This is a genomic window from Gordonia westfalica (assembly GCF_900105725.1).
GTDB lineage: Bacteria > Actinomycetota > Actinomycetes > Mycobacteriales > Mycobacteriaceae > Gordonia > Gordonia westfalica.
Window position 1 is genome coordinate 1,209,439 of sequence record NZ_FNLM01000034.1, and the last position, 20,242, is coordinate 1,229,680.

The window sequence follows — 20,242 nt, forward strand, 5'->3', positions numbered from 1 at the left end:
TCCCCGAAACGGGGGCGGCCCGAACTGCCTTTTCAGCCGGCGTTCACGATCTTGTCGAGCTTCGGCGGCAGCGTCATGCCACCCGGGTACCGGTGCCAGCCCTTGCGGTCGTAATACTTGGTGCCGAGCAGACCCAGCAGCACACCGACGAGCAGACCGATCAGGCACTGGATGATCGAGCGGGCCAGGCCAGCGGACAGGTCGGCGTCGAAGTACAGGATCGACCGCACCCCGAGGTAGATGACGTGCATCGGCTCGATCGCCGCGATCCATTCGAAGAACCGCGGACTGGCCTCCAGCGGCAGGGTCCCGCCCGAGGACGGCAGGCCGAACACCACGAAGAAGACGAGGTTGAACAGCAGGCCGGCATTGCCGAAAACGGCCATCATCGCGCTTGCGCTCACCCCGACCGCGAAGATCGCGAGGATCGAGATCAGCCACAGCACGAAGGCGTTCGGCAGGGACGTGCCCACCCACGAGCCCACCGCGATGAACAGGGTCGAGAGGACCACCGCGACGAGGAACATGATGGTCCACTTGGCGGCGAGCGTCGCCCAGCGGCTGATCGCGAGACGTTCGCGGAGTTGGTAGAACGGGCCGTACTCGATGGGCGTCTGGCCCAGCATGCCGTCGACGACGATGCTCACCATCATCGCGCCGGTGAAACCGGCCAGCACCAGGAGCAGCGTGAGGTAGAACGCCGACAATCCATTTCCGGCGCCCTGTGGCAGCGGCGTCGGCTCCGACACCGAGACCGCAACCGGACTGGCGAGCGCGAGCTGGGCGGCGCCGGTGAACGTGACGTCGTTGCGGTCGAGCTGATCGCGCACCTGCGCGGTCAGCTGCTGCCCGACCTCGGCGTTGACCCGGGTGGTCACCTGCTCGGCGAAGGTCGAGGTGATCGACGACGCGAAGGCGCCGGACCCGCGGTTGATGAAGATGTCGATGGCGGGGCGCGTCGGCTGCGCCGGGAGCACCGTCGAACGGCCCAGCGCGACCGCACGATTGGTGAAGTTCGAACCGATGACGACGACGCCGTACACCTTGCCGCTGTTCAGTTCGCCGAGAGCGGTCGACCGATCGGTGCGTCGGACGACGATGCCGTTGTCGGCGGCCGAGGAGATGATGCCGTCGGCGACCTGATCGCCGATGTTCTGCTCGGTGGCCTTGCCGTCGGCGCCGGTCACCTCGCCGCCGGAGTCCTCGTTGACGAGGGCGATCGGGAAGTCGTGGAGGTGGCGCTGCGGGTCGACGACGGCCGACATGTACAACGCGGCCATGAGCGAGAACAGCACCGCGACGAGGATCAGCGGTGCCAGCCAGAACCGTGGTGATCCGAGAACCCCGGCGATGGTCCGTCCAGTCGGTTCCTCGACCTCCGGCACCTCGTGCGCCCCGCGACCGGTGTCGGCGGCCTCCTGCGACGCGTGCGTTCCCATCGACAACCTCCCCCGCGGCCCGTGTCCGCGAGGACGGTGCCGCCAATCTGCTCGTCTAAAAGCCCAGTCGGCGTAGCTGCTTGGGGTCGCGTTGCCAGTCCTTGGCGACCTTCACGTGCAGATCCAGGTAGACCTTGGTCCCCAGCAGACGCTCGATCTGTGCGCGGGCAACTGTACCGACCTCTTTCAGGCGCGCACCCTTCCGCCCGATGATGATGCCCTTCTGGCTGTCCCGCTCGACGAAGAGCACCGCGTGGACGTCGACCATCGGCGGCTGGTCCGGACGCCGGTCCTCACGATCGATGACCTCCTCGATGACGACGGCGAGCGAATGCGGCAGCTCGTCGTGGACGCCTTCGAGCGCGGCCTCGCGGATGAACTCGGCCATCAGGACCTGTTCGGGTTCGTCGGTGAGCTCACCGTCGGGATAGAACGCCGGGCCCTCTTCCATCAGGCTGACGAGTACATCGCCGAGGACGTCGACCTGCTTGCCCGACTTCGCCGACACGGGGACGACCTCGGAGTCCGGGCCGAGGAGTTCGGAGAGCGCCATGAGCTGCTTGGCGACCTGTTCGGGGCCGACCCGGTCGATCTTGGTGACGATGCCGAGAAGCGTGGTGCGCGGAGCCATCTCGCGCACCTGCGAGATGATCCACCGGTCACCTGGGCCGATCGCCTCGTCGGCCGGGATACAGACGCCGATCACATCGACCTCGGAGTAGGTGTCGCGGACCAGTTCGTTGAGCCGCTTGCCGAGCAGCGTGCGCGGCCGGTGCAGTCCGGGCGTGTCGACGAGGATGAGCTGGGCGTCCGGCCGGTTGACGATCCCGCGGATCGTGTGGCGCGTGGTCTGCGGCCGGTTGGAGGTGATCGCGATCTTCTCCCCCACCAGCGCGTTGGTGAGTGTCGACTTGCCGGTGTTGGGGCGGCCGACGAAACAGACGAAACCGGAACGGAACTCGGGGCCGGACTCAGACATCGGCGCCGCCCAGTCGCTGCTGCGGCCGGCCGGCGGCATCGGTGACGTACGCGTAGGCCAGCGGGCTCAGTTCGTGCAGGGTCGCCAGGCCGGGATCATCGGCGTCGCCGTTGACGAGCACCGCCGCCTCGAAGGAACTGGCCCCACTCGAGATCGCCGAGGCGACCGCCACCTGGAGGCCGCTGAGTGTGAGGGTCTCGGTACGGACGTCGGCGCCCGCATAGGTACGGCCGTCGCCGTCACGAACGGCCGCTCCCGAACGCGCTTCGGCACGCGCGAGCGCGCCACGGGCGAGCACCACGAGCTTCTGATCCTCGTCTGCGAGGGTCTCGGTCACTGATTCATCCTTGCTGTCGATTGCTCGTGCGTACTGCGACGGGCGTCGTCCTCGTGTTCCCGGCCCGCGGTGCGGTCGTGACGTCCGTGACGGCCGGAATGCCCGCGACCGCCGGAGGATTCGTGTCGCTGCTGGTCCTGCATGTCGGCGTCGTCCCCCGGGACACGGGTGACGAGCACCGTGATGATGCGCTGGCGCCCCTTTCGGGTGGGACCTCCCTCGGCCACCAGTTGCAGACCGTGGGACTTGACCCGGGCCCCGGGCAGCGGGACGCGTCCGAGTTCGAGGGCGACGAGTCCGCCGACCGTCTCGACCTCTTCCTCCTCGATCTCGACGTCGAACAGCTCGCCGAGATCCTCGACGGGGAGCCGGGCCGACACCCGGTACGACCCGTCGCCGAGATCCTCGACCGGCGCGAGTTCGTCGGTGTCGTATTCGTCGGTGATCTCGCCGACGATCTCCTCGAGCACGTCCTCGATCGTGACGAGACCGGCGATGCCGCCGTATTCGTCGACGAGGATCGCCATGTGGTTGCGCGTGAGCTGCATGTCGGCGAGGACTTTGTCGAGCGGCTTGGAATCCGGGATGAACTCCGCGTCGCGCATGATGTCGGCGACCCGCAGCGTCGTCGGGTCGGTGCGTTTGGCGACCGTCCGCGCGACCATGTCCTTCAGGTACACGATGCCCAGCACGTCGTCGGTGTTCTCGCCGATGACCGGGATTCGCGAATGTCCCGACCGTGTCGCGAGATTGGTGGCCTGCAGGACGTTCTTGTCGGCCTCGATCCACACCATCTCCGGACGCGGCACCATGACCTCACGCGCACTGGTGTCGCCGAGGTCGAACACCGAATGGATCATGCGGCGCTCGTCGGCGGCGACCACCCCGCGTGCCTCGGCGAGGTCGACGACCTCGCGCAGCTCGATCTCGGTGGCGAACGGGCCGTTTCGGAAGCCGCGGCCCGGGGTGAGGGCGTTACCGATGAGGATCAGCAGGCGGGTCACCGGCTTGAGCAGCACGCCCAGCGCCGACAACAGGTACGACGTCGACAGCGCGATCGTGTACGCATGCTGCCGGCCGAGGGTGCGCGGCCCGACGCCCATGGCGACATAGGAGATGACCGTCATCGCGGTGATAGCGACGACGAGTCCCCAACCGACGCCGAGCCATCGGGTCGCCGACACGGCGATCAGTGCGGCGGCCGCGGCCTCGCAGGCCACTCGTAGCAGGACCACGAGTCCCAGGTAGGTGGCGCGGGAGTCGAGGATGATCGCGAGGCGGCGAGCCCCGGCCCGACCCTCCCGGACCATGTCGTCGACGCGGGCGTTGGAGACAGTCGAGACCGCGGTGTCGACGGCGGCGAACAACCCGCCGAGCCCGATCAGTACGACTGCGGCCACGATGAACCAATAGTCGGAGGACACGCTCAGTCCTCCTCGGACCGTCCGGTCGTTCCCGTCTCCCCGGACCCCTCTTCGGTTCCGGTGAATCCGATGTTGGACAACAGCCGCGAGTCACGGTCGGTCTGCCGCTGATCCTGCGCGCGTCGATGCCGGTCGGCGTAGAAGGAGTCGAGGATCTCGTTCTGCAGCCCGAACATCTCGCGCTCTTCCTCGGGTTCGGCATGGTCGTAGCCGAGGAGATGGAGCACACCGTGGATGGTGAGCATCGCGAGTTCGTGATCGAAGGAGCGGCGCGCTTCGCGGGCCTGCTTCCGTGCGAACTCGGGGCACAGGACGATGTCGCCCAGGATCGCCGGACCCAGGTCCGTGGCGTCGGGACGGCCGCCGGGGACGAGCTCGTCCATCGGGAAGCTCATCACGTCGGTGGGCCCGGGCAGATCCATCCACTGCACGTGCATGTCGGCCATGGTGTCCTCGTCGACGCAGAGGACCGACAGCAGCGCGCCGGGGTTCACGTCCATCGCGTTCACGGCGAAACGCGCGGCGTCGATGATCAGCTCGGCCGGGATCTCGACCCCGGACTCGTTGGCCAGCTCGATGCTCATGAGCGACGCCGGTGGCCGGCCGCACGACGCGAGGCGCGGTTGCCGCCGATCGCGGCGTCGAGGCGCTCGTTGGTGCGCTGGGATTCCTCCGCACGCCCGTAGGCGTCGACGATGTCGGCGACCAGACGGTGCCGCACGACGTCGGCGCTGGTGAGGCGGGAGAAGTGGATGTCGTCGATGCCCTCGAGGATCGCGGTCGCCGCCATCAGGCCGCTCTTCGCGCCGCCCGGGAGGTCCACCTGGGTCACGTCACCGGTGACGACCACCTTGGAGCCGAAGCCCAGGCGCGTCAGGAACATCTTCATCTGCTCACTCGTCGTGTTCTGCGCCTCGTCGAGAATGATGAAGGCGTCGTTGAGGGTGCGGCCTCGCATGTAGGCCAGCGGAGCGACCTCGATGACCCCGGCAGCCATGAGCTTCGGGATCGCTTCGGGGTCCATCATGTCGTGCAACGCGTCGTACAGCGGACGCAGATAGGGATCGATCTTCTCGCTCAGCGTGCCCGGCAGGAAGCCGAGGCGTTCGCCGGCCTCGACGGCGGGACGGGTGAGGATGATGCGGTTGACCGACTTCGACTGCAACGCCTGCACGGCCTTGGCCATCGCGAGGTAGGTCTTACCCGTACCGGCCGGACCCAGGCCGAACACGATGGTGTGGTTGTCGATGGCGTCGACGTAATGCTTCTGGTTCAGCGTCTTGGGCCGGATCGTCTTGCCGCGGCGCGAGAGGATGTCCAGCGACAGCACCTCGGCGGGCGATTCCTGGCTGCCGTCGGACAGCATCGACACGCTGTGCCGGACCAGGTCCGGGGTCAGCGGGGTGCCACGTCCGACGAGGTCGGTGAGTTCGGCGATGACGCGCTCGGAGGCCGCGACATCGGCGGGCTCGCCGGTCAGCGTCACCTGGTTGCCACGGACATGGATGTCGGCGGGCAGCAGCTGTTCGAGCGTCCGTAGGTTGACGTCACTGGCGCCGAGCAGCCCGAACACCACTCCGGGAGAGACTTCGACGGTGGATGTGACCCCAGACCGGCGCGGCTGCGTACGGCTGGATTGCCCGCTCGGGTCGGGGTTGTCGTCACTCACGTATGAAATCACTCCTGGTGGTCTGCGATTGTGGGCTGCGCGTCCGTCACCTCACAGTGAGGATTCACGGAAGGAAACGTGCAGTTGTGTGGTCAGTGTATCGCTATGCAACAGCCGATCAGCAGGCAATATTTCTCAGCCGCCTCACCGGTCGAGTGTCGGTTGACCCATCGAAGCCAACCGTCGGAGTGCACGCCCATCAGCCAGCTCGGCTCGATCGTCGGGGCTGAACGCGTAGTAGTCGATGAAGTCGAGGAGCGGCACGGCTCCGACGGCGAAGAGATCGGCCGTGATGCGCACGGAGCGCTGAGCCTGCATATATGCCGGAGCAAAGGGGCCCCGGTAGAAGATATCCACACCGGCTCGTGCCCGATCCTTCAGGACGATGTCGATCTCCGGGTTCTTGCCGTCCGCAAGCGGAACGATGTCTGCAACGTCGTCCCATCTGACCGTTTGCTTCGACCGAAACCCGGTGATGTCCAGACCGGCAGGGGAAACATCGACACAGGGAAAGCGCAGGAACCCCACCGCGAACCAGGCGAGGGCACCAGCCGAGTACCCGGCGATCGCGACCGCGACCCAGGGAAAGATCAACGCCTGTCCAGGGCTCATCGGAAAATTGGACTGTCCCAGCCACATACCGACCGCGAACAAGCCGGACGAGAGGGCGATCAGCGTGAGAGCCCCTCGATACGCCACCCGCAGTCGACGCGAGGTCACGAATCGAATCCCGCCCGGTACCGAATCAGCCGTCCCTGGTACCGCGGTGTACCGCACACGGTTCCTCAGCACGAGCCCAGACGCCCAGAGCACCGATGCGCAAGCCGCCGACGCACACGCGTAGAACGCGGCATCCAAATAGCGACCGTCAGCCAGCGATCGCACCAGGTGCCACAGCCAGAAGAGACCGAGAGAGCCGAAGAGGATCAGGGCAACATACGTCCATCGGGCTTGTACGCGGAGCCTGTCCCATTCCGGAACCGTCTGATCATCAGTCATAGCAGACAGCCCTTCCCAGCTCCGAGCCCAGAAATCCGAACAACCATGACCCTGCAACCGTGCCGGCTCCAGCAGCTGCGACGTCGACGACGGGAATGGGCACCAGGCCGCCGGCAGTTCCTAGGGCAGTACCACCGACAACGCTCGCCAACCCCGAAATCGCTGCCTGGCACTTCTCCTCGGGTTCATCCGCGGTCGCCACGTCATAGAGAGCAATGCCCACCCCCAAGCCATACCCCCCGAATTTCGCACCCGCTTTGACGTTCTGGAACTGATTCTTCGTCAGGGTGGGGAGCTCCTTCTTGAGCGCGTTATCGCTGTGTTCCTCGGCCCCGGCCAAGACCCCGCCGACCGTTGCCAACGCAGGATGCGAGAAGAAGGTACTGTCCAGCGGTTGCCCATCATCGGATTCTCCGTTCGGCAAGACCTCGCCACTGATGGCCCGTCCGTCTTCGTCGTAGAGCACCGAGACCAACGTTCTGTCTGCATATCTCGTTGACACCATCGTCCGACCATCGAGCCAATCCGTCGCACTGGTACTCCAAACGAGCTCACCTCTCGGGTCGTACCGTTCCTCCGTCCACAGCACCCCGCGGGACTGACCGATCTCGGCCCTGACCACCCTGCTTCCGTCCTGCATGATCAGCGTCGTGAATTCTTGGCCGTCCGAGTTGATACCCGTAATTTTCTCTGCCACCGTGACCGATGCGTCTGCTTCCGATATCGAACGCTGATAAAGCTTGCCGGGCAGCGTGGCTGGGTCAGGGACGTCGTCTTCCGGCTTCATAAGCCAGGGTGTCACTTGGGGTATCGACGACGACCGCATCTCGAAACCCGCAGCGCTAACAGCGTTCTGCAGACTTTCGGACACCGAATCGTCCGCCTGCCCCATCGCCGTCACCAGCGGGTTCAATTGCTCCTGCAGACTGTCGCGTTGTGCGAAGAGTTCCTGTGCGCGTGCGCGAGTCATCGGCATCGGACGAAGAGTGACGGCCCAATGGTCATGGACCATAAATAGTCTGCCGCCCTCTATTTCTGCGACCTTTCCCATCAGCTTGTCCTTCGCAGAGGTCAACGTCCAATACCCCTGTGACAGAGAATCGACGAGACGGTCACCCAGTTTCCCGATGTCACCGGTGCGGCGTCGTGCACGACCGAAAGCGGATGTCGCTGCAGCGTGGCCAGGACCGTCCCACGCCCTAATGGCAGGTAGAGCCTCACACGAGCTCTCGATGTCACGGCCTGTCTTCTCGATGGCAGCCGCCCTGGTCCTGACTATGTCTGCCGCAGCCGAGATGGACCCGAATCTCCAACTCGTCAACCGAGTGCGCGAAGGGATCATCGTTCGAAGCAAGCCTCGATCTTCGACTTCGCATACTCATCGGTCGCCTCGTAATTGCCTGCAGCACCTTTGGCTGCGCGCGATAGCTCGTCGAAGCCCTGGGACAAAGCCTTGACGAGTGGAGTCACGAATTCGTCAACCGCCCGAGCACTCCACTCAGAGGTTGAACCCTGCATCTCAGAGAATGCCCCCAGGACGACCCCGGCCAGTGTGTTGGCTTCGATAACATCTGCTGCATTCGACGTTCTATCGGACAGTCCACGCAACGCATCTGGATCTACTAGCACGGGCCCCCACCACTTCATGTGCGTAAGTCAATCGTCAGCGTCTCAGTATGCCTGCCAATCGAGTATTCCGGTCGATCAGATCCCCAGGACCCGGATCGTCTGCCGCGCACAGCCGGTGCGCGGATCGACGAACGCCTCGTGACCCTCCCCCGGTACGACGATCAGTTCGGCCGACTGCCCGCGGGAGATCGCGTCGTCGACGTAGCGGCGGCTCACGATGTCGGGCACCAGATCGTCGTCGTCACCGGTGATCGCGACGACGTGCGCGTCGAAGACCGGCGCGAGCATGGGCGAGGCCTCCTCGTAGCGGCGCGGCGACTCGCTGTAGGGCCGTCCCATGAGGGCGCGCAAGGATTGTTTGTCGGCCGCGGCGACCGTGTCGAGTACCGCAGCCTGGGCGACGACGGTGGTGATGGTGGTCGTGGCGGTACGCGCGCCGAGCTTGCCGACGGCCCACACCGCGAGCTGGCCACCGGCCGAATGCCCGACGACGCCGACCGAGGAGAAGTCGATCGCGGTGAGATCGACCTCCTGCTCCTGAAGCGTCTCGCGCACCGGGCCGTCGAGGGCACGGATCGCGTCGAGGACGTCGCGTCCGGTGTTCGGCCAGCCGCCGCCGGGCTCCCCCACGCGGCGGTACTCGATGTTCCACACCACCGCGCCGCGTTCGGACATCGTGCGCGCGACCGCGGTCTGGATCGTCGAGCCGTACTCCACCGACCACGAGCCGCCGTGGATCAGCACGACCACCCGGGCAGGGGCCGCGGCGTCGATGCCGTCGCGGGGGACGTAGAGGTGGCCGAATTGTGAAGGCTCGGTGCCGTATTCGATCTTGGCGCGCCGCACGGCGCAGCGCCGGACAGCACTCAACGCGACCACCTGCCGGTCAGCACGCCGATCGCACCGAGTGCGACCGCGGCCGCCGTCGAAGTACGCAGCACCTCCGGACCGAGCACCACCGAATGGGCGCCGAGCGCGGTGAGATCGGCGACCTCGGTGTCGTCGAGCCCGCCTTCGGGACCCACGACCAGCACGATCTCGGTCGCATCGGCGAGAGGCAGTTCGGCGAGAGGGCGGGCGGCCTCCTCGTGGAGCACTGCGACCACACCGCCGGCGGCGACGGCGTCAGCGCACCGCGCACGGACGTCGATCGTCGAGGCGAGGTCGGTGACCTCGGGAATCCAGGGTCGGCGGCTCTGCTTCGCGGCGGCCGACGCCGCGGCCCGCCACTTGGCAACACCCTTGTCCGCCTTGCCCGTCCAGCGGGCGACACAGCGCATGGCCTGCCAGGGCACGATGACGTCGACCCCCGCCTCGGTCGCGAGGTCGACGGAGAGCTCTGACCGTTCGGACTTCGGCAGCGCCTGGACGACGGTCACCTGCGGGGTGGGCCGCGCCTGGAAGTGCAGCTCACGCACCGACGCGACGAGGGTGTCCTTCGCGGTGATCTCCCGGATCTCGCAGCCCGCGACGGAACCTGCCCCGTCGCCGACGAAAATGCGCTCCCCCACCCCGAGGCGGGCGACCGTCACCGCATGCCGGCCTTCCGGCCCGCTGAGGATGAGGTCGGCACCCGGGGCGGGAACGGAGTCCGCCCAGAAAAGCGGTGGGCTCACTTGCCTGCGAACGCGTTGCGCAGTCGTGAGAAGAGTCCGCCCGGAGCTGCCGCGGCCGAGGTGTTGACCACCTCGATCTCGTCCTGCGCCACCTTCTTGAGCTTCTTGAGCGCGTCGGTCTGGGCACTGTCGAGTTTGGTCGGCACCACCACGTCGAGATGGACGTGCAGGTTGCCGCGGACACCCGAACTGACATGCGGCATGCCCTGGCCGCGCAGCTTGACCACCTGGCCGGGCTGCGTGCCCGGTGCGATCGTGACCGTGACCGGGTCACCGAGGATGGTCTCGACGTCGAACTCGGCGCCCAGCGCGGCGTCGACCATCGGGACCTTCACGGTGCAGTGCAGGTCGTCCTTGTCGCGCAGGAAGACGTCGTGCGGACGTTCGGTGACCTCGACGTAGAGGTCGCCGGCGGGACCGCCGCCGGGCCCGACCTCGCCCTGGCCGCTGAGCCGGACCCGCATACCGCTCTCGATGCCGGCCGGGATGCGGACGGTCATGGTGCGACGCGAGCGCACCCGGCCGTCGCCGCCACACTTGTGGCAGGGGTCGGGGATGACCTCGCCGACGCCGTGACAGGTGGGGCACTCGCGGACGGTCATCACCTGACCGAGGAACGACCGCTGCACCGACTGGATCTCGCCAGCGCCATGACAGGTGTCGCAGGCGACCGGCTTGCTGTCGCCGTTGGTTCCCGACCCGGTGCACGCGTCACACAGGATCGCGGTGTCGACGGTGATCTCCTTGTTGACGCCCTTGGCGCACTCGGCGAGATCGAGCTTGATGTTGACCAGCGCGGGCTCACCCGGCTGGACGCGCGAGCGGGGACCGCGCCCCGACCCGAATCCGCCGCCTCCGCCGAAGGCGCCGCCGTTGCCGAAGAAGGCCTCGAAGACGTCGCCGAAGCCGCCGCCCCCGCCACCGAAACCGCCGAAGCCACCGGCGCCCGCGCCCGCGAGGGGGTCGCCACCGGCATCGACGATGCGACGCTTCTCCGGATCGGTCAGCACCTCGTAGGCGGTGCTGACCTCTTTGAACTCGTCTTCCTTGCCGGGGTTGACGTCGGGGTGCAGTTCGCGTGCCTTCTTGCGGTAGGCGCGCTTGAGCTCCTGGTCACTGGCACCCTTTGCCACACCCAGGATTGCGTAATAGTCACGTGCCACGGTTGTAGTGATCCTTCGGTCTCAATCGGTACCCAAGCGGTCTCAGTTGGTGCCCACGCGGTGCGTGCCTCATCGGTGTGGACGCACGACCGCGCGGTACGCAGTGGAACCATCCAATTCTGCCGACAACCGGTTCCGGCTCTCGCCCGACCTCCGCCACAGGGCGGCGGTCATCGCTCGGCGAGCACCTCACCGATGTACTTGGCAACGGCTGCGACCGAGGCGATGGTTCCCGGATAGTCCATCCGTGTGGGGCCGAGCACACCGACGCCGCCGAACACGGTTCCCGATGCACCGTACCCTGTCGACACCACCGAGGTCCCACGCAGGTTCTCGGTCTGCGTCTCCTCCCCGATCTGCACTGTGACCTGGCCCATGTCCTGCGTCGTGGCGAGGATCTTGAGCACGACGACCTGCTCCTCGAGCGCCTCCAGGACGGTGTCCATGCCGCCGACGACGGGCGTGAAGTCGGCTGCCGACCGCGCCAGGTTGGACGTGCCGCCGAGTACCAGACGGTCGTCGCCCCGTTCCACGAGGGTCTCGACGAGAACCGTCGCGATGCTCAGCACCGCCCCGCGGATGTCGTCGGCCGCGGAGTTGGCGAGTTCGGCCACGGCCGCCGACGCCTCCGCGAGCCGCTTGCCGTGCAGCGCGACCGAGAACATGTCGCGCAGGCGTGCGATGTCCTCCTCGTCGTGATCCTCGCTCAGCGCGACCATCCGCTGCTCGACGCGGCCGTTGTCGACGATCACCACCAGCAGCAGCCGCGACGGCGACAGCGACACGACCTCGAGATGTCGGACCCGGGCCGCCGACAGCACCGGATACTGGATCACGGCCACCTGTCGGGTCAGCTGGGCCAGCAGCTTCACCGAACGTCGCAGCACGTCGTCGAGGTCGACACCGGAGTCGAGGACCGACAGGATCGCGCGTCGTTCCGCGGAGGACAGCGGCTTGATCTCGCTGATGCGATCCACGAACATCCGGTAGCCCTTGTCCGTGGGGACACGGCCCGAGCTGGTGTGCGGCTGCGTGATGTAGCCCTCGGCCTCGAGCACCGCCATGTCGTTGCGGACCGTTGCGCTCGACACCCCGAGTTGGTGCCGGTCGACGAGAGCCTTCGATCCGATGGGTTCCTGCGATTCGACGTAGTCGGTCACGATCGCGCGGAGGATCTCGAATCGACGGTCGTCCGTTGTGGACACGCGGTACACCTCCTGATCCGAGTCCCGTCCATGGAGTTGGGCCATAGAGTTGGGTACGTCCCATACTGGGTACGGCCCATACTACGAAACCGGCGCGGAGTCACATGATCTTCAAGGGGGTGCGGGAGGGCAAGCCCTATCCCGACCACAAGTTGTCGACGCGGGGCTGGGCCAAGATCCCGCCGCGCCAGCTGCGGCTCGACCAGCTGACCACGCTCACCAAGGTGCTGGCGCTGGACAAATTGCTCAGCGAGGACTCGACGTTCTACGGCGACCTCTTCGCGCATGTCGTGCGCTGGGAGGGCGAGCTCTACCTCGAGGACGGACTGCACCGCGCCGTGCGGTCGGCGCTGCGGAACCGGAACATCATCCACGCACGCACCCTCGACCTCGACTCCCTGGACCTGTCCGAGGGAGCCAAGCCGCTCGAAGAACAACTCGACGTCACCGCGGAGATCCCCACTCGACGAGCGCCGGATGTCCTCGAGACGCCCCGGCCGCCCCACCCCGGCAGTGTTCCGCCCGGCAATGTCCCTCCCGGCGGCGGAGCACATCGTCGACCCCGGTCGACCGGATGGACCAGCCCGACGCGCCCCGACCGGCCCTGGTAGTCCGCGAATCCGCCGGCAAACCCACCCCTTTTCGGCAAACCCACCACCCGCGCGGGTGGTGGGTTTGCCGAAAAGGGGTGGGTTTGTGGAGCGGGTCTAACCCCAGAGCACGCGGCGGATCACTCCGTCGGCGAGCAACCGGCCGGCGTCGGTGAGGACGTAGGCGTCCCCGGTCGCGGTGAGCAGGCCATCGGCGCAGAGCTTCTCGGCGTTCACGCGCTCGGCGTCGTCGAGCAACCCGTGCGGAAGCCCGCTGCGGCATCGCGTGGTGAGCATGACCGACTCCATGTGGCGGTCCTCGGCGGTGAGTTCCTCCGACGACGCGGCGGGCAGAGCGCCGTCGACGAGGGCCTGCGCATAGCGCGCCGGATGCTTCACGTTCCACCAACGCACTCCGTTGACGTGCGAGTGCGCACCGGGGCCGATCCCCCACCAGTCGGAACTGTGCCAGTAGGCGAGGTTGTGCCGACAGGCACCGGCGTCGTCGAGGGCCCAGTTCGACACCTCGTACCAGTCGAAACCCTTGGCGCTCAACCGATCGTCGAGGATCTTGTATCGGTCGGCGAGCACATCGTCGTCGGGGGCGGGCATCTCGCCGCGCCGGATTCGACGCGCCAGCGCCGTACCGTCCTCGACGATGAGCGCATAGGCGGACACGTGGTCGACGCCCGCCGACAACACGGCGTCGAGGGTGGTGTGCAGATCGGCGTCGGTCTCGCCGGGGGTGCCGTAGATCAGATCGAGGTTGACGTGCTCGAAACCCGCCGCCCGGGCCTCGCGGGCGGCGGCGACCGCCCGACCCGGCGTGTGCACCCGGTCGAGGATCTTGAGCACGTGCTGGGCCGCCGATTGCATGCCGAGGGAGATCCTGGTGAACCCCGCGGCGCGCAGCTTCTCGAAGAACTCCGGCGACGTCGACTCCGGGTTCGATTCGGTGGTGACCTCCGCGTCGGGGGCGAGGTCGAAGTTCGCGCGCACCGCGTCGAGCAGACGCGTCAGGCCGTCCGCGCCGAGCAGCGACGGCGTGCCGCCGCCGACGAAGATCGTCGACACCTCCCGCTTCGGCTGCAGCAGACGCGCCGCCGACTCGAGTTCGGCGGCCACCGCTTCCTGCCAGGACTCCGGCGACGAAGAGGATCCCAACTCCCCGGCGGTGTAGGTGTTGAAGTCGCAGTAGCCGCACCTGGTCGCACAGAACGGGACGTGCAGGTAGAGGCCGAACGGCACCTCGGGGTCGACGTCACGGCACGCCCCTTCGATGAGCTGCGCGGTGAGCTCCGGGGTGGGTGCTTCGACGTCGACCTTCACCGTTCCATCATGCCGCGCGGGAATAACCCGGCCACCTGTGGCCTTGTCCGACGCAGGCGGGAACCGAGCCCCGTCAGGGTCAGCGCGTTTCCATCATCATGATGGAAAATAACCCCAAGTAGACGAGGCGATGATGGTCGTGGCACTATGGACCCCGTGATTTTCCCCGGGGTGTGGCTCGCAGCTCGACGCCACATTGATCTCAAGCGCGTCAACAGCGCTTTCTGTCGCGTCTAGCGACGTCTCGGCCCCGAATTCGTCCCTGTCTCAGGGATGCCGGCACGTTTCAGCCCACCTTTTCGTGCGATTGAAGCCGGCCCTGTGCGCCGGCACAGGAGATTCTTCATGACGTCTACCACCGACGCCCCTGCTGCCCCCGGCACGGGCTCCGAGCCGGATGCCGCCAGGCCTGCCGCCGCAGCAGAACCCGGCACCGAGAAGCGCGCTCGTCCCGCCCGCAAGGCACGCCCGGTCAAGCGCCGCGCCGAAGGCCAGTGGAAGCTCGGCTACCGCGAGCCGCTGAACCCGAACGAGCAGGTCAAGAAGGACGACAACCCGCTCAACGTGCGTGCGCGCATCGAGAACATCTACTCGAAGCAGGGCTTCGACTCGATCGACAAGCAGGACCTGCGTGGCCGCATGCGCTGGTGGGGCCTCTACACCCAGCGCGCCGAGGGTTACGACGGAACCTGGACCGGCGACGAGAACATCGACATCCTCGAGGACAGCCACTTCATGATGCGGGTGCGCTGCGACGCGGGTGCACTCAACGTCGCGCAGCTGCGCACGCTCGGTGAACTCTCCACCGAGTTCGCCCGCGACACCGCCGACCTCTCCGACCGTGAGAACGTCCAGTACCACTGGATCCGGATCGAGGACGTCCCGACGATCTGGGAGCGCCTCGAAGGCGTCGGACTCAAGACCACCGAGGCCTGCGGCGACTGCCCGCGCGTCGTGCTCGGCTCGCCGCTCGCCGGCGAGTCCTTCGACGAGGTCCTCGACCCCACCCCGGCCATCGACGAGATCGTCCGCCGCTACATCGGCGACCCGAAGTACTCGAACCTGCCGCGCAAGTTCAAGACCGCGATCTCGGGCCAGCAGGACGTGGTGCACGAGATCAACGACGTCGCCTTCGTGGGTGTGGTCCATCCCGAGCACGGCCCCGGCCTCGACCTCTGGGTCGGCGGCGGCCTGTCCACCAACCCGATGCTCGCCCAGCGCGTCGGCGCGTGGGTCCCGCTCGACGAGGTGCCCGATGTCTGGGAGGCCGTGGTCTCGATCTTCCGCGACTACGGATACCGACGTCTCCGCGCCAAGGCCCGTCTCAAGTTCCTCATCAAGGACTGGGGCATCGAGAAGTTCCGTCAGGTGCTCGAGGACGAGTACCTCGGCCGCAAGCTGATCGACGGCCCGGCTCCGGAACAGCCCCAACGCCCGATCGACCACATCGGCGTGCAGAGGCTCCGCAACGGACTCAACGCGATCGGCTTCTCCCCCATCGCCGGACGCGTCTCGGGCACCATCCTGACCAAGACCGCCGAGGCGGTCGCCGCCGTCGGTTCCGACCGGGTCCGTTTCACGCCGTACCAGAAGCTGATCGTCCTCGACGTCCCCGACGACAAGGTGGAGTGGCTGATCGACGAGCTCAAGCCGCTCGGCCTGCACGGCCGGCCGACGCAGTGGCGCCGGAACCTCTTGGCGTGCAGCGGCATCGAGTTCTGCAAGCTCTCGTTCACCGAGACCCGCAAGCGTTCGCAGGTCCTCGCCCCCGAGCTCGACGAGCGTCTCGCCGACATCAACTCGAAGCTCGACGTGCCGATCACGGTGAACATCAACGGCTGCCCCAACTCCTGCGGCCGGTCGCAGATCGCCGACATCGGTTTCAAGGGACAGCTCGTCGAGGACGCCGACGGCAACCAGACCGACGGCTTCCAGGTCCACCTGGGCGGCAGCCTCGGCCTCGACTCGGGTTTCGGTCGCAAGCTGCGTCAGCACAAGGTGATGGGCACCGAGCTCGGCGACTACATCGAGCGTGTGGTCCGCAACTTCGTCGACCAGCGTGAAGAAGGTGAACGGTTCGCGCAGTGGGCCGTTCGTGCCGATGAGGAGGCTCTCCGATGACGATCAGCACGACGGAGTCCGCCACCGGTCGTCGTCACAGCGAGGAGGAGCTCCGGGCGATCGCGGCGAAGGGTGCCGCCGACCTCGGCACCGACGCCACCCCGGAAGAACTGATCCGGTGGACCGCGGAGACCTTCGGCACCGACTTCGTCGTCGCGTCGAACATGCAGGACGCCGCTCTCGTCGACCTCGCGGTCAAGAACATCGACCGCGAGCTCCTGGGCGGCGACCCGGTCAAGGTGCTGTTCCTCGACACCGGTTACCACTTCGCCGAGACCATCGGCACCCGCGACGCCGTCGAGCAGGTGTACGGCGTGCAGATGGTGAACCTGACCCCCGAGCACACCGTCGCCGAGCAGGACGAGCTGTTGGGCCGCAACCTGTTCGCGCGCGATCCGGGTGAGTGCTGCCGGATGCGCAAGGTCGTCCCGCTCAAGGCGGGTCTGGCCGGTTACGACGCCTGGATCACCGGCATCCGCCGCGTGGAGGCGCCGACCCGCGCCAACGCACCGCTCATCTCGTTCGACGAGGGCTTCGGGCTGGTCAAGATCAACCCGATCGCAGCGTGGTCCGACGAGACGATGCAGGACTACATCGATTCCAACGGCGTGCTGGTCAACCCGTTGGTCGACGAGGGCTATCCCTCCATCGGCTGTGCACCGTGCACCGCCAAACCCGAACCCGGATCCGATCCGCGCAGTGGCCGCTGGGCCGGTCGCGCCAAGACAGAATGTGGGCTCCACGCATGACCGTCACCGAACCCATCCGCGATGCCGTCTCCGCCGAGGCCGACGACTTCACCACCCTCGACGCGCTCGAATCCGAGGCGATCCACGTCTTCCGTGAGGTCGCAGGCGAATTCGAGCGCCCGGTGATCCTGTTCTCCGGCGGCAAGGACTCCACCGTCCTGCTCCACGTCGCACTCAAGGCGTTCTGGCCTGCGCCGCTGCCGTTCTCGCTGCTGCACGTCGACACCGGGCACAACCTGCCCGAGGTCCTCGAGTTCCGCGACAACGTCGTCGAGCGTCACAACCTGCGCCTGCACGTCGCCAAGGTCGAGGACTACCTCGCCGACGGCCGGCTGACCGAGCGCCCCGACGGCGTCCGCAACCCGCTGCAGACCATCCCCCTGCTCGACGCGATCACCGAGAACCGCTTCGACGCGGTCTTCGGCGGTGGCCGCCGCGACGAGGAGCGCTCGCGCGCCAAGGAGCGGATCTTCTCGCTGCGCAACGCCTTCGGCCAGTGGGACCCGAAGCGTCAGCGGCCCGAGCTGTGGAACCTCTACAACGGCCGCCACGCACCGGGTGAGCACGTTCGCGTGTTCCCGCTGTCGAACTGGACCGAGCTCGACATCTGGCGCTACATCGCCCGCGAGCAGGTCCTGCTCCCCTCGATCTACTACGCCCACGAACGCGACGTCTTCCTGCGGGACGGCATGTGGATGACCCCCGGTGTCTGGGGCGGACCCCGCGAAGGCGAAGAGCTGCAGCGTCTCTCGGTGCGCTACCGCACCGTCGGCGACGGCTCGTCGACCGGCGCGGTGCTCTCCGACGCCGCCGACAACGAGGCCGTGCTGGACGAGGTCGCCGCGTCCCGGCTGACCGAGCGCGGCGCCACCCGTGGCGACGACCGGGTCTCCGAGGCCGCCATGGAAGACCGCAAGCGCGAAGGATATTTCTGATGAGGCACGCTCCCGACCTTCTCCGCATCGCCACCGCCGGCAGTGTGGACGACGGCAAGTCGACGCTCGTCGGCCGTCTGCTGTACGACACGAAATCCGTTCTGGCCGACCAGATCGACGCCGTCACCAAAGCCTCGGTCGACCGCGGCCTCGAGGGCCCCGACCTCTCGCTGCTCGTCGACGGCCTGCGCGCCGAGCGCGAACAGGGCATCACCATCGACGTGGCGTACCGCTACTTCGCAACGCCCGCACGCTCTTTCGTGCTCGCCGACACCCCGGGACACGTGCAGTACACCCGGAACACGGTGTCCGGTGCCTCCACCGCCCAGCTGGTGATCCTGCTGGTCGACGCCCGCAACGGCGTCGTCTCGCAGACCCGTCGCCACGCCGCGGTGATGGCGCTACTCGGTGTCCCGCAGCTCGTGCTGGCGGTCAACAAGATCGACCTCGTCGACGACCAGGCCTCGGTGTTCGCCGAGATCTCCGCCGAATTCGCCGAACTCACCCGTTCCCTCGGCTGGTCGGCGGAGCAGGTCACCGCGATCCCGGTGTCGGCACTGCACGGCGACAACATCGCCAACCGCTCGGAGACCACCCCGTTCTACGACGGCCCGACTCTCATCGAGCATCTCGAGACGGTCCCGAACCTGACCGAGCGCGCCCCCGTGGGTCTGCGTTTCCCGGTGCAGTACGTGATCCGTCCCCGCACACCCGACTACCCCGACTACCGCGGCTACGCGGGTCAGATCGCGGCCGGCCGGGTGTCGGTGGGTGACGAGGTCGTCGTCCTGCCGTCCGGCCGGCGGTCCACCGTCAGCCAGATCGACACCGCCGACGGACCGCTCGAGACCGCGCACACCGGACGCAGTGTCACGATCCTGCTCGCCGACGACGTCGACATCTCGCGTGGCGATCTGATCGCCGCCGCGGCCGACGCCCCGGAGTCGGTGCAGCAGTTCACCGCGACCGTGTGCTGGCTCGCCGAGAAGCCGCTGCGCCCCGGCGCCCGGCTGCTGCTCAAGCACGGCACCAAGACCACGCAGGCCATCGTCGGCGGGCTCGACGCCCTCTTCGACGAGCAGAACCTGGCTCTCGTGGACGCCCCGGAATCGGTGGAGCTCAACCAGATCGTGCGGATCTCGGTGCAGACCGCCGAGCCGATCCCGGCCGACGACTACCAGGTGAACCGCGAGTCCGGCAGCTTCCTGCTGATCGACCCGCAGGGTGGCAACACCCTCGCAGCCGGACTGGTGGGCGACGCACTGGCGCCGCTGCACCTCAAAGAGCTGGTGTGAGTCCGGCTCTCGTCCTCGTCGCACACGGCAGTCGCGATCCGCGCTTCGGCGCGACCGCGCGCCGTGTGCGCGACGCCGTCGCGGCGACTCTCCCGGGCGTCGAGGTGGTTCTCTCCTACCTCGATCTCGACGAGCCGCTCGTCGGCGATGCTCTCGACGCGACCGAGGGCGAGACCGGCCGTGCCGGGGCGGGCGGGGATCCTGTTGTGGTCCCGTTGCTCCTCTCGGCGGGGTATCACCACAAGGTCGACCTGCCGGCGATCATCGCCGCGCACCGTCCGTTCGCGCACCAGACCGACGTCATCGGTACGCGGTCGTTCACTGCCGCCCTCGCCGACCGACTGCTCGAGGCCGGCCTCGACGAGCGCGACGGTGTGGTCCTGTCCGCGGTGGGTTCCTCCGACGAATCCGCCGACGGTCACGTCCGGCGGCGGGCCATCGAACTGTCGACGTACCTGCATCGCCCGGTCGAGGTGGTCTTCGCGACCAAGCTCGGTCCGGGCAACCGTGCGGTCGCCGCGGCGGTCCGACGACTCCGCGCGGCCGGTGCGCAGCGCATCGCGCTGAGTCCGTACTTCCTGTCGGCGGGTCTGCTGATCGAGCGGGTCGAAACCGCTCTGGACGCACTGGCCGAGGAGACACTCGTGGCCGGACCGCTCGGCGCGCACCCCGATGTCATCGAGGGGATCTGCGGCCTCTATCGCACGGCCGCACAGCGTCGCACGGTGATCGCCGGACGCTGACGCCCGGGCCGGTTCGACGC

Annotated in this window: 20 protein-coding genes; 6 read left to right on the forward strand and 14 right to left on the reverse strand. The window is 67.4% G+C overall.

Translation table 11 applies throughout. The features are described 5' to 3' along the window. Positions 1 to 32: 32 nt before the first annotated feature. From BLU62_RS10910 to hrcA, 13 genes are all read right to left on the reverse strand, one after another. On the reverse strand, positions 33 to 1,439 hold the full coding sequence (locus BLU62_RS10910) for a YhgE/Pip domain-containing protein (protein WP_074849531.1): 1,407 nt from the start codon (positions 1,437 to 1,439) through the stop codon (positions 33 to 35). A 55-nt stretch (positions 1,440 to 1,494) separates the two neighbouring features. Next, positions 1,495 to 2,418, reverse strand: a complete 924-nt coding sequence (gene era, locus BLU62_RS10915) for a GTPase Era (protein ID WP_074852830.1) — start codon at positions 2,416 to 2,418, stop codon at positions 1,495 to 1,497. After that, positions 2,411 to 2,755, reverse strand: coding sequence for a cytidine deaminase (locus BLU62_RS10920; RefSeq protein ID WP_074849533.1), 345 nt, complete (start codon positions 2,753 to 2,755; stop codon positions 2,411 to 2,413). The genes era and BLU62_RS10920 overlap by 8 nt, the downstream gene beginning before the upstream one ends. Further along, on the reverse strand, positions 2,752 to 4,179 hold the full coding sequence (locus BLU62_RS10925) for a hemolysin family protein (protein WP_074849535.1): 1,428 nt from the start codon (positions 4,177 to 4,179) through the stop codon (positions 2,752 to 2,754). The genes BLU62_RS10920 and BLU62_RS10925 overlap by 4 nt, the downstream gene beginning before the upstream one ends. Positions 4,180 to 4,181: 2 nt before the next feature. Next, a complete protein-coding gene (gene ybeY, locus BLU62_RS10930) occupies positions 4,182 to 4,763 on the reverse strand; it encodes an rRNA maturation RNase YbeY (protein ID WP_074849537.1) in 582 nt (193 codons plus the stop codon). Further along, entirely contained in the window at positions 4,760 to 5,848 is a 1,089-nt protein-coding gene (locus BLU62_RS10935) for a PhoH family protein (RefSeq protein ID WP_074849539.1), read from the reverse strand. Before BLU62_RS10935 ends, ybeY begins: the two co-directional genes overlap by 4 nt. A 144-nt stretch (positions 5,849 to 5,992) precedes the next feature. Next, a complete protein-coding gene (locus tag BLU62_RS10940; protein ID WP_244278117.1) occupies positions 5,993 to 6,460 on the reverse strand; it encodes a hypothetical protein in 468 nt (155 codons plus the stop codon). Between the two features lie 379 nt (positions 6,461 to 6,839). Next, positions 6,840 to 7,898, reverse strand: coding sequence for a hypothetical protein (locus BLU62_RS10945; RefSeq protein ID WP_244278118.1), 1,059 nt, complete (start codon positions 7,896 to 7,898; stop codon positions 6,840 to 6,842). Between the two features lie 287 nt (positions 7,899 to 8,185). Then, complete coding sequence (locus tag BLU62_RS10950; protein ID WP_159441553.1) at positions 8,186 to 8,476, reverse strand: type VII secretion target; 291 nt, start codon at positions 8,474 to 8,476, stop codon at positions 8,186 to 8,188. A gap of 75 nt (positions 8,477 to 8,551) precedes the next feature. After that, a complete protein-coding gene (locus BLU62_RS10955) occupies positions 8,552 to 9,346 on the reverse strand; it encodes an alpha/beta hydrolase family protein (RefSeq protein ID WP_074852833.1) in 795 nt (264 codons plus the stop codon). Then, positions 9,343 to 10,092 (reverse strand): 16S rRNA (uracil(1498)-N(3))-methyltransferase, encoded by a 750-nt coding sequence (locus BLU62_RS10960; protein WP_074849544.1) that lies wholly within the window; start codon positions 10,090 to 10,092, stop codon positions 9,343 to 9,345. Before BLU62_RS10960 ends, BLU62_RS10955 begins: the two co-directional genes overlap by 4 nt. Beyond that, on the reverse strand, positions 10,089 to 11,255 hold the full coding sequence (dnaJ, locus tag BLU62_RS10965; protein ID WP_074849546.1) for a molecular chaperone DnaJ: 1,167 nt from the start codon (positions 11,253 to 11,255) through the stop codon (positions 10,089 to 10,091). Before dnaJ ends, BLU62_RS10960 begins: the two co-directional genes overlap by 4 nt. 170 nt (positions 11,256 to 11,425) lie before the next feature. After that, positions 11,426 to 12,460, reverse strand: coding sequence for a heat-inducible transcriptional repressor HrcA (gene hrcA, locus BLU62_RS10970; RefSeq protein ID WP_074852834.1), 1,035 nt, complete (start codon positions 12,458 to 12,460; stop codon positions 11,426 to 11,428). Positions 12,461 to 12,564: 104 nt separating this feature from the next. On the opposite strand from hrcA, the gene BLU62_RS10975 reads away from it, so the two are divergent. Then, entirely contained in the window at positions 12,565 to 13,071 is a 507-nt protein-coding gene (locus tag BLU62_RS10975) for a type II toxin-antitoxin system VapB family antitoxin (RefSeq protein WP_074849548.1), read from the forward strand. A gap of 96 nt (positions 13,072 to 13,167) precedes the next feature. Here BLU62_RS10975 and hemW read toward each other — a convergent pair whose 3' ends face one another. Next, positions 13,168 to 14,379 (reverse strand): radical SAM family heme chaperone HemW, encoded by a 1,212-nt coding sequence (gene hemW, locus BLU62_RS10980; RefSeq protein WP_074849550.1) that lies wholly within the window; start codon positions 14,377 to 14,379, stop codon positions 13,168 to 13,170. A gap of 345 nt (positions 14,380 to 14,724) precedes the next feature. Here hemW and BLU62_RS10985 point away from each other — a divergent pair, with 345 nt between their 5' ends. From BLU62_RS10985 to BLU62_RS11005, 5 genes are read left to right on the forward strand one after another with little or no spacing between them, the layout of a single operon-like run. Further along, positions 14,725 to 16,500 carry a nitrite/sulfite reductase gene (locus BLU62_RS10985; RefSeq protein WP_074849551.1) on the forward strand — a complete coding sequence of 592 codons (1,776 nt, stop codon included), beginning with the start codon at positions 14,725 to 14,727 and terminating at the stop codon, positions 16,498 to 16,500. Further along, entirely contained in the window at positions 16,497 to 17,249 is a 753-nt protein-coding gene (locus BLU62_RS10990) for a phosphoadenylyl-sulfate reductase (RefSeq protein WP_074849553.1), read from the forward strand. Before BLU62_RS10985 ends, BLU62_RS10990 begins: the two co-directional genes overlap by 4 nt. Beyond that, positions 17,231 to 18,184, forward strand: a complete 954-nt coding sequence (gene cysD / locus BLU62_RS10995; RefSeq protein WP_099047848.1) for a sulfate adenylyltransferase subunit CysD — start codon at positions 17,231 to 17,233, stop codon at positions 18,182 to 18,184. The genes BLU62_RS10990 and cysD overlap by 19 nt, the downstream gene beginning before the upstream one ends. After that, positions 18,184 to 19,479, forward strand: coding sequence for a sulfate adenylyltransferase subunit 1 (locus BLU62_RS11000; RefSeq protein WP_074849557.1), 1,296 nt, complete (start codon positions 18,184 to 18,186; stop codon positions 19,477 to 19,479). The genes cysD and BLU62_RS11000 overlap by 1 nt, the downstream gene beginning before the upstream one ends. Continuing rightward, positions 19,476 to 20,222: a sirohydrochlorin chelatase gene (locus tag BLU62_RS11005; protein ID WP_074849559.1), complete on the forward strand. Its 747-nt coding sequence runs from the start codon at positions 19,476 to 19,478 to the stop codon at positions 20,220 to 20,222. Before BLU62_RS11000 ends, BLU62_RS11005 begins: the two co-directional genes overlap by 4 nt. Positions 20,223 to 20,242: the final 20 nt, after the last annotated feature.

Coding starts and splice junctions, on each gene's coding strand:
- BLU62_RS10910 (WP_074849531.1), bottom strand. CDS start 1,439: ATGGGAACGCACGCGTCGCAGGAGGCCGCCGACACCGGTCGCGGGGCG.
- era (WP_074852830.1), bottom strand. CDS start 2,418: ATGTCTGAGTCCGGCCCCGAGTTCCGTTCCGGTTTCGTCTGTTTCGTC.
- ybeY (WP_074849537.1), bottom strand. CDS start 4,763: ATGAGCATCGAGCTGGCCAACGAGTCCGGGGTCGAGATCCCGGCCGAG.
- BLU62_RS10940 (WP_244278117.1), bottom strand. CDS start 6,460: ATGAGCCCTGGACAGGCGTTGATCTTTCCCTGGGTCGCGGTCGCGATC.
- BLU62_RS10945 (WP_244278118.1), bottom strand. CDS start 7,898: ATGGGAAAGGTCGCAGAAATAGAGGGCGGCAGACTATTTATGGTCCAT.
- BLU62_RS10975 (WP_074849548.1), top strand. CDS start 12,565: ATGATCTTCAAGGGGGTGCGGGAGGGCAAGCCCTATCCCGACCACAAG.
- BLU62_RS10985 (WP_074849551.1), top strand. CDS start 14,725: ATGACGTCTACCACCGACGCCCCTGCTGCCCCCGGCACGGGCTCCGAG.
- BLU62_RS10990 (WP_074849553.1), top strand. CDS start 16,497: ATGACGATCAGCACGACGGAGTCCGCCACCGGTCGTCGTCACAGCGAG.
- cysD (WP_099047848.1), top strand. CDS start 17,231: ATGTGGGCTCCACGCATGACCGTCACCGAACCCATCCGCGATGCCGTC.
- BLU62_RS11000 (WP_074849557.1), top strand. CDS start 18,184: ATGAGGCACGCTCCCGACCTTCTCCGCATCGCCACCGCCGGCAGTGTG.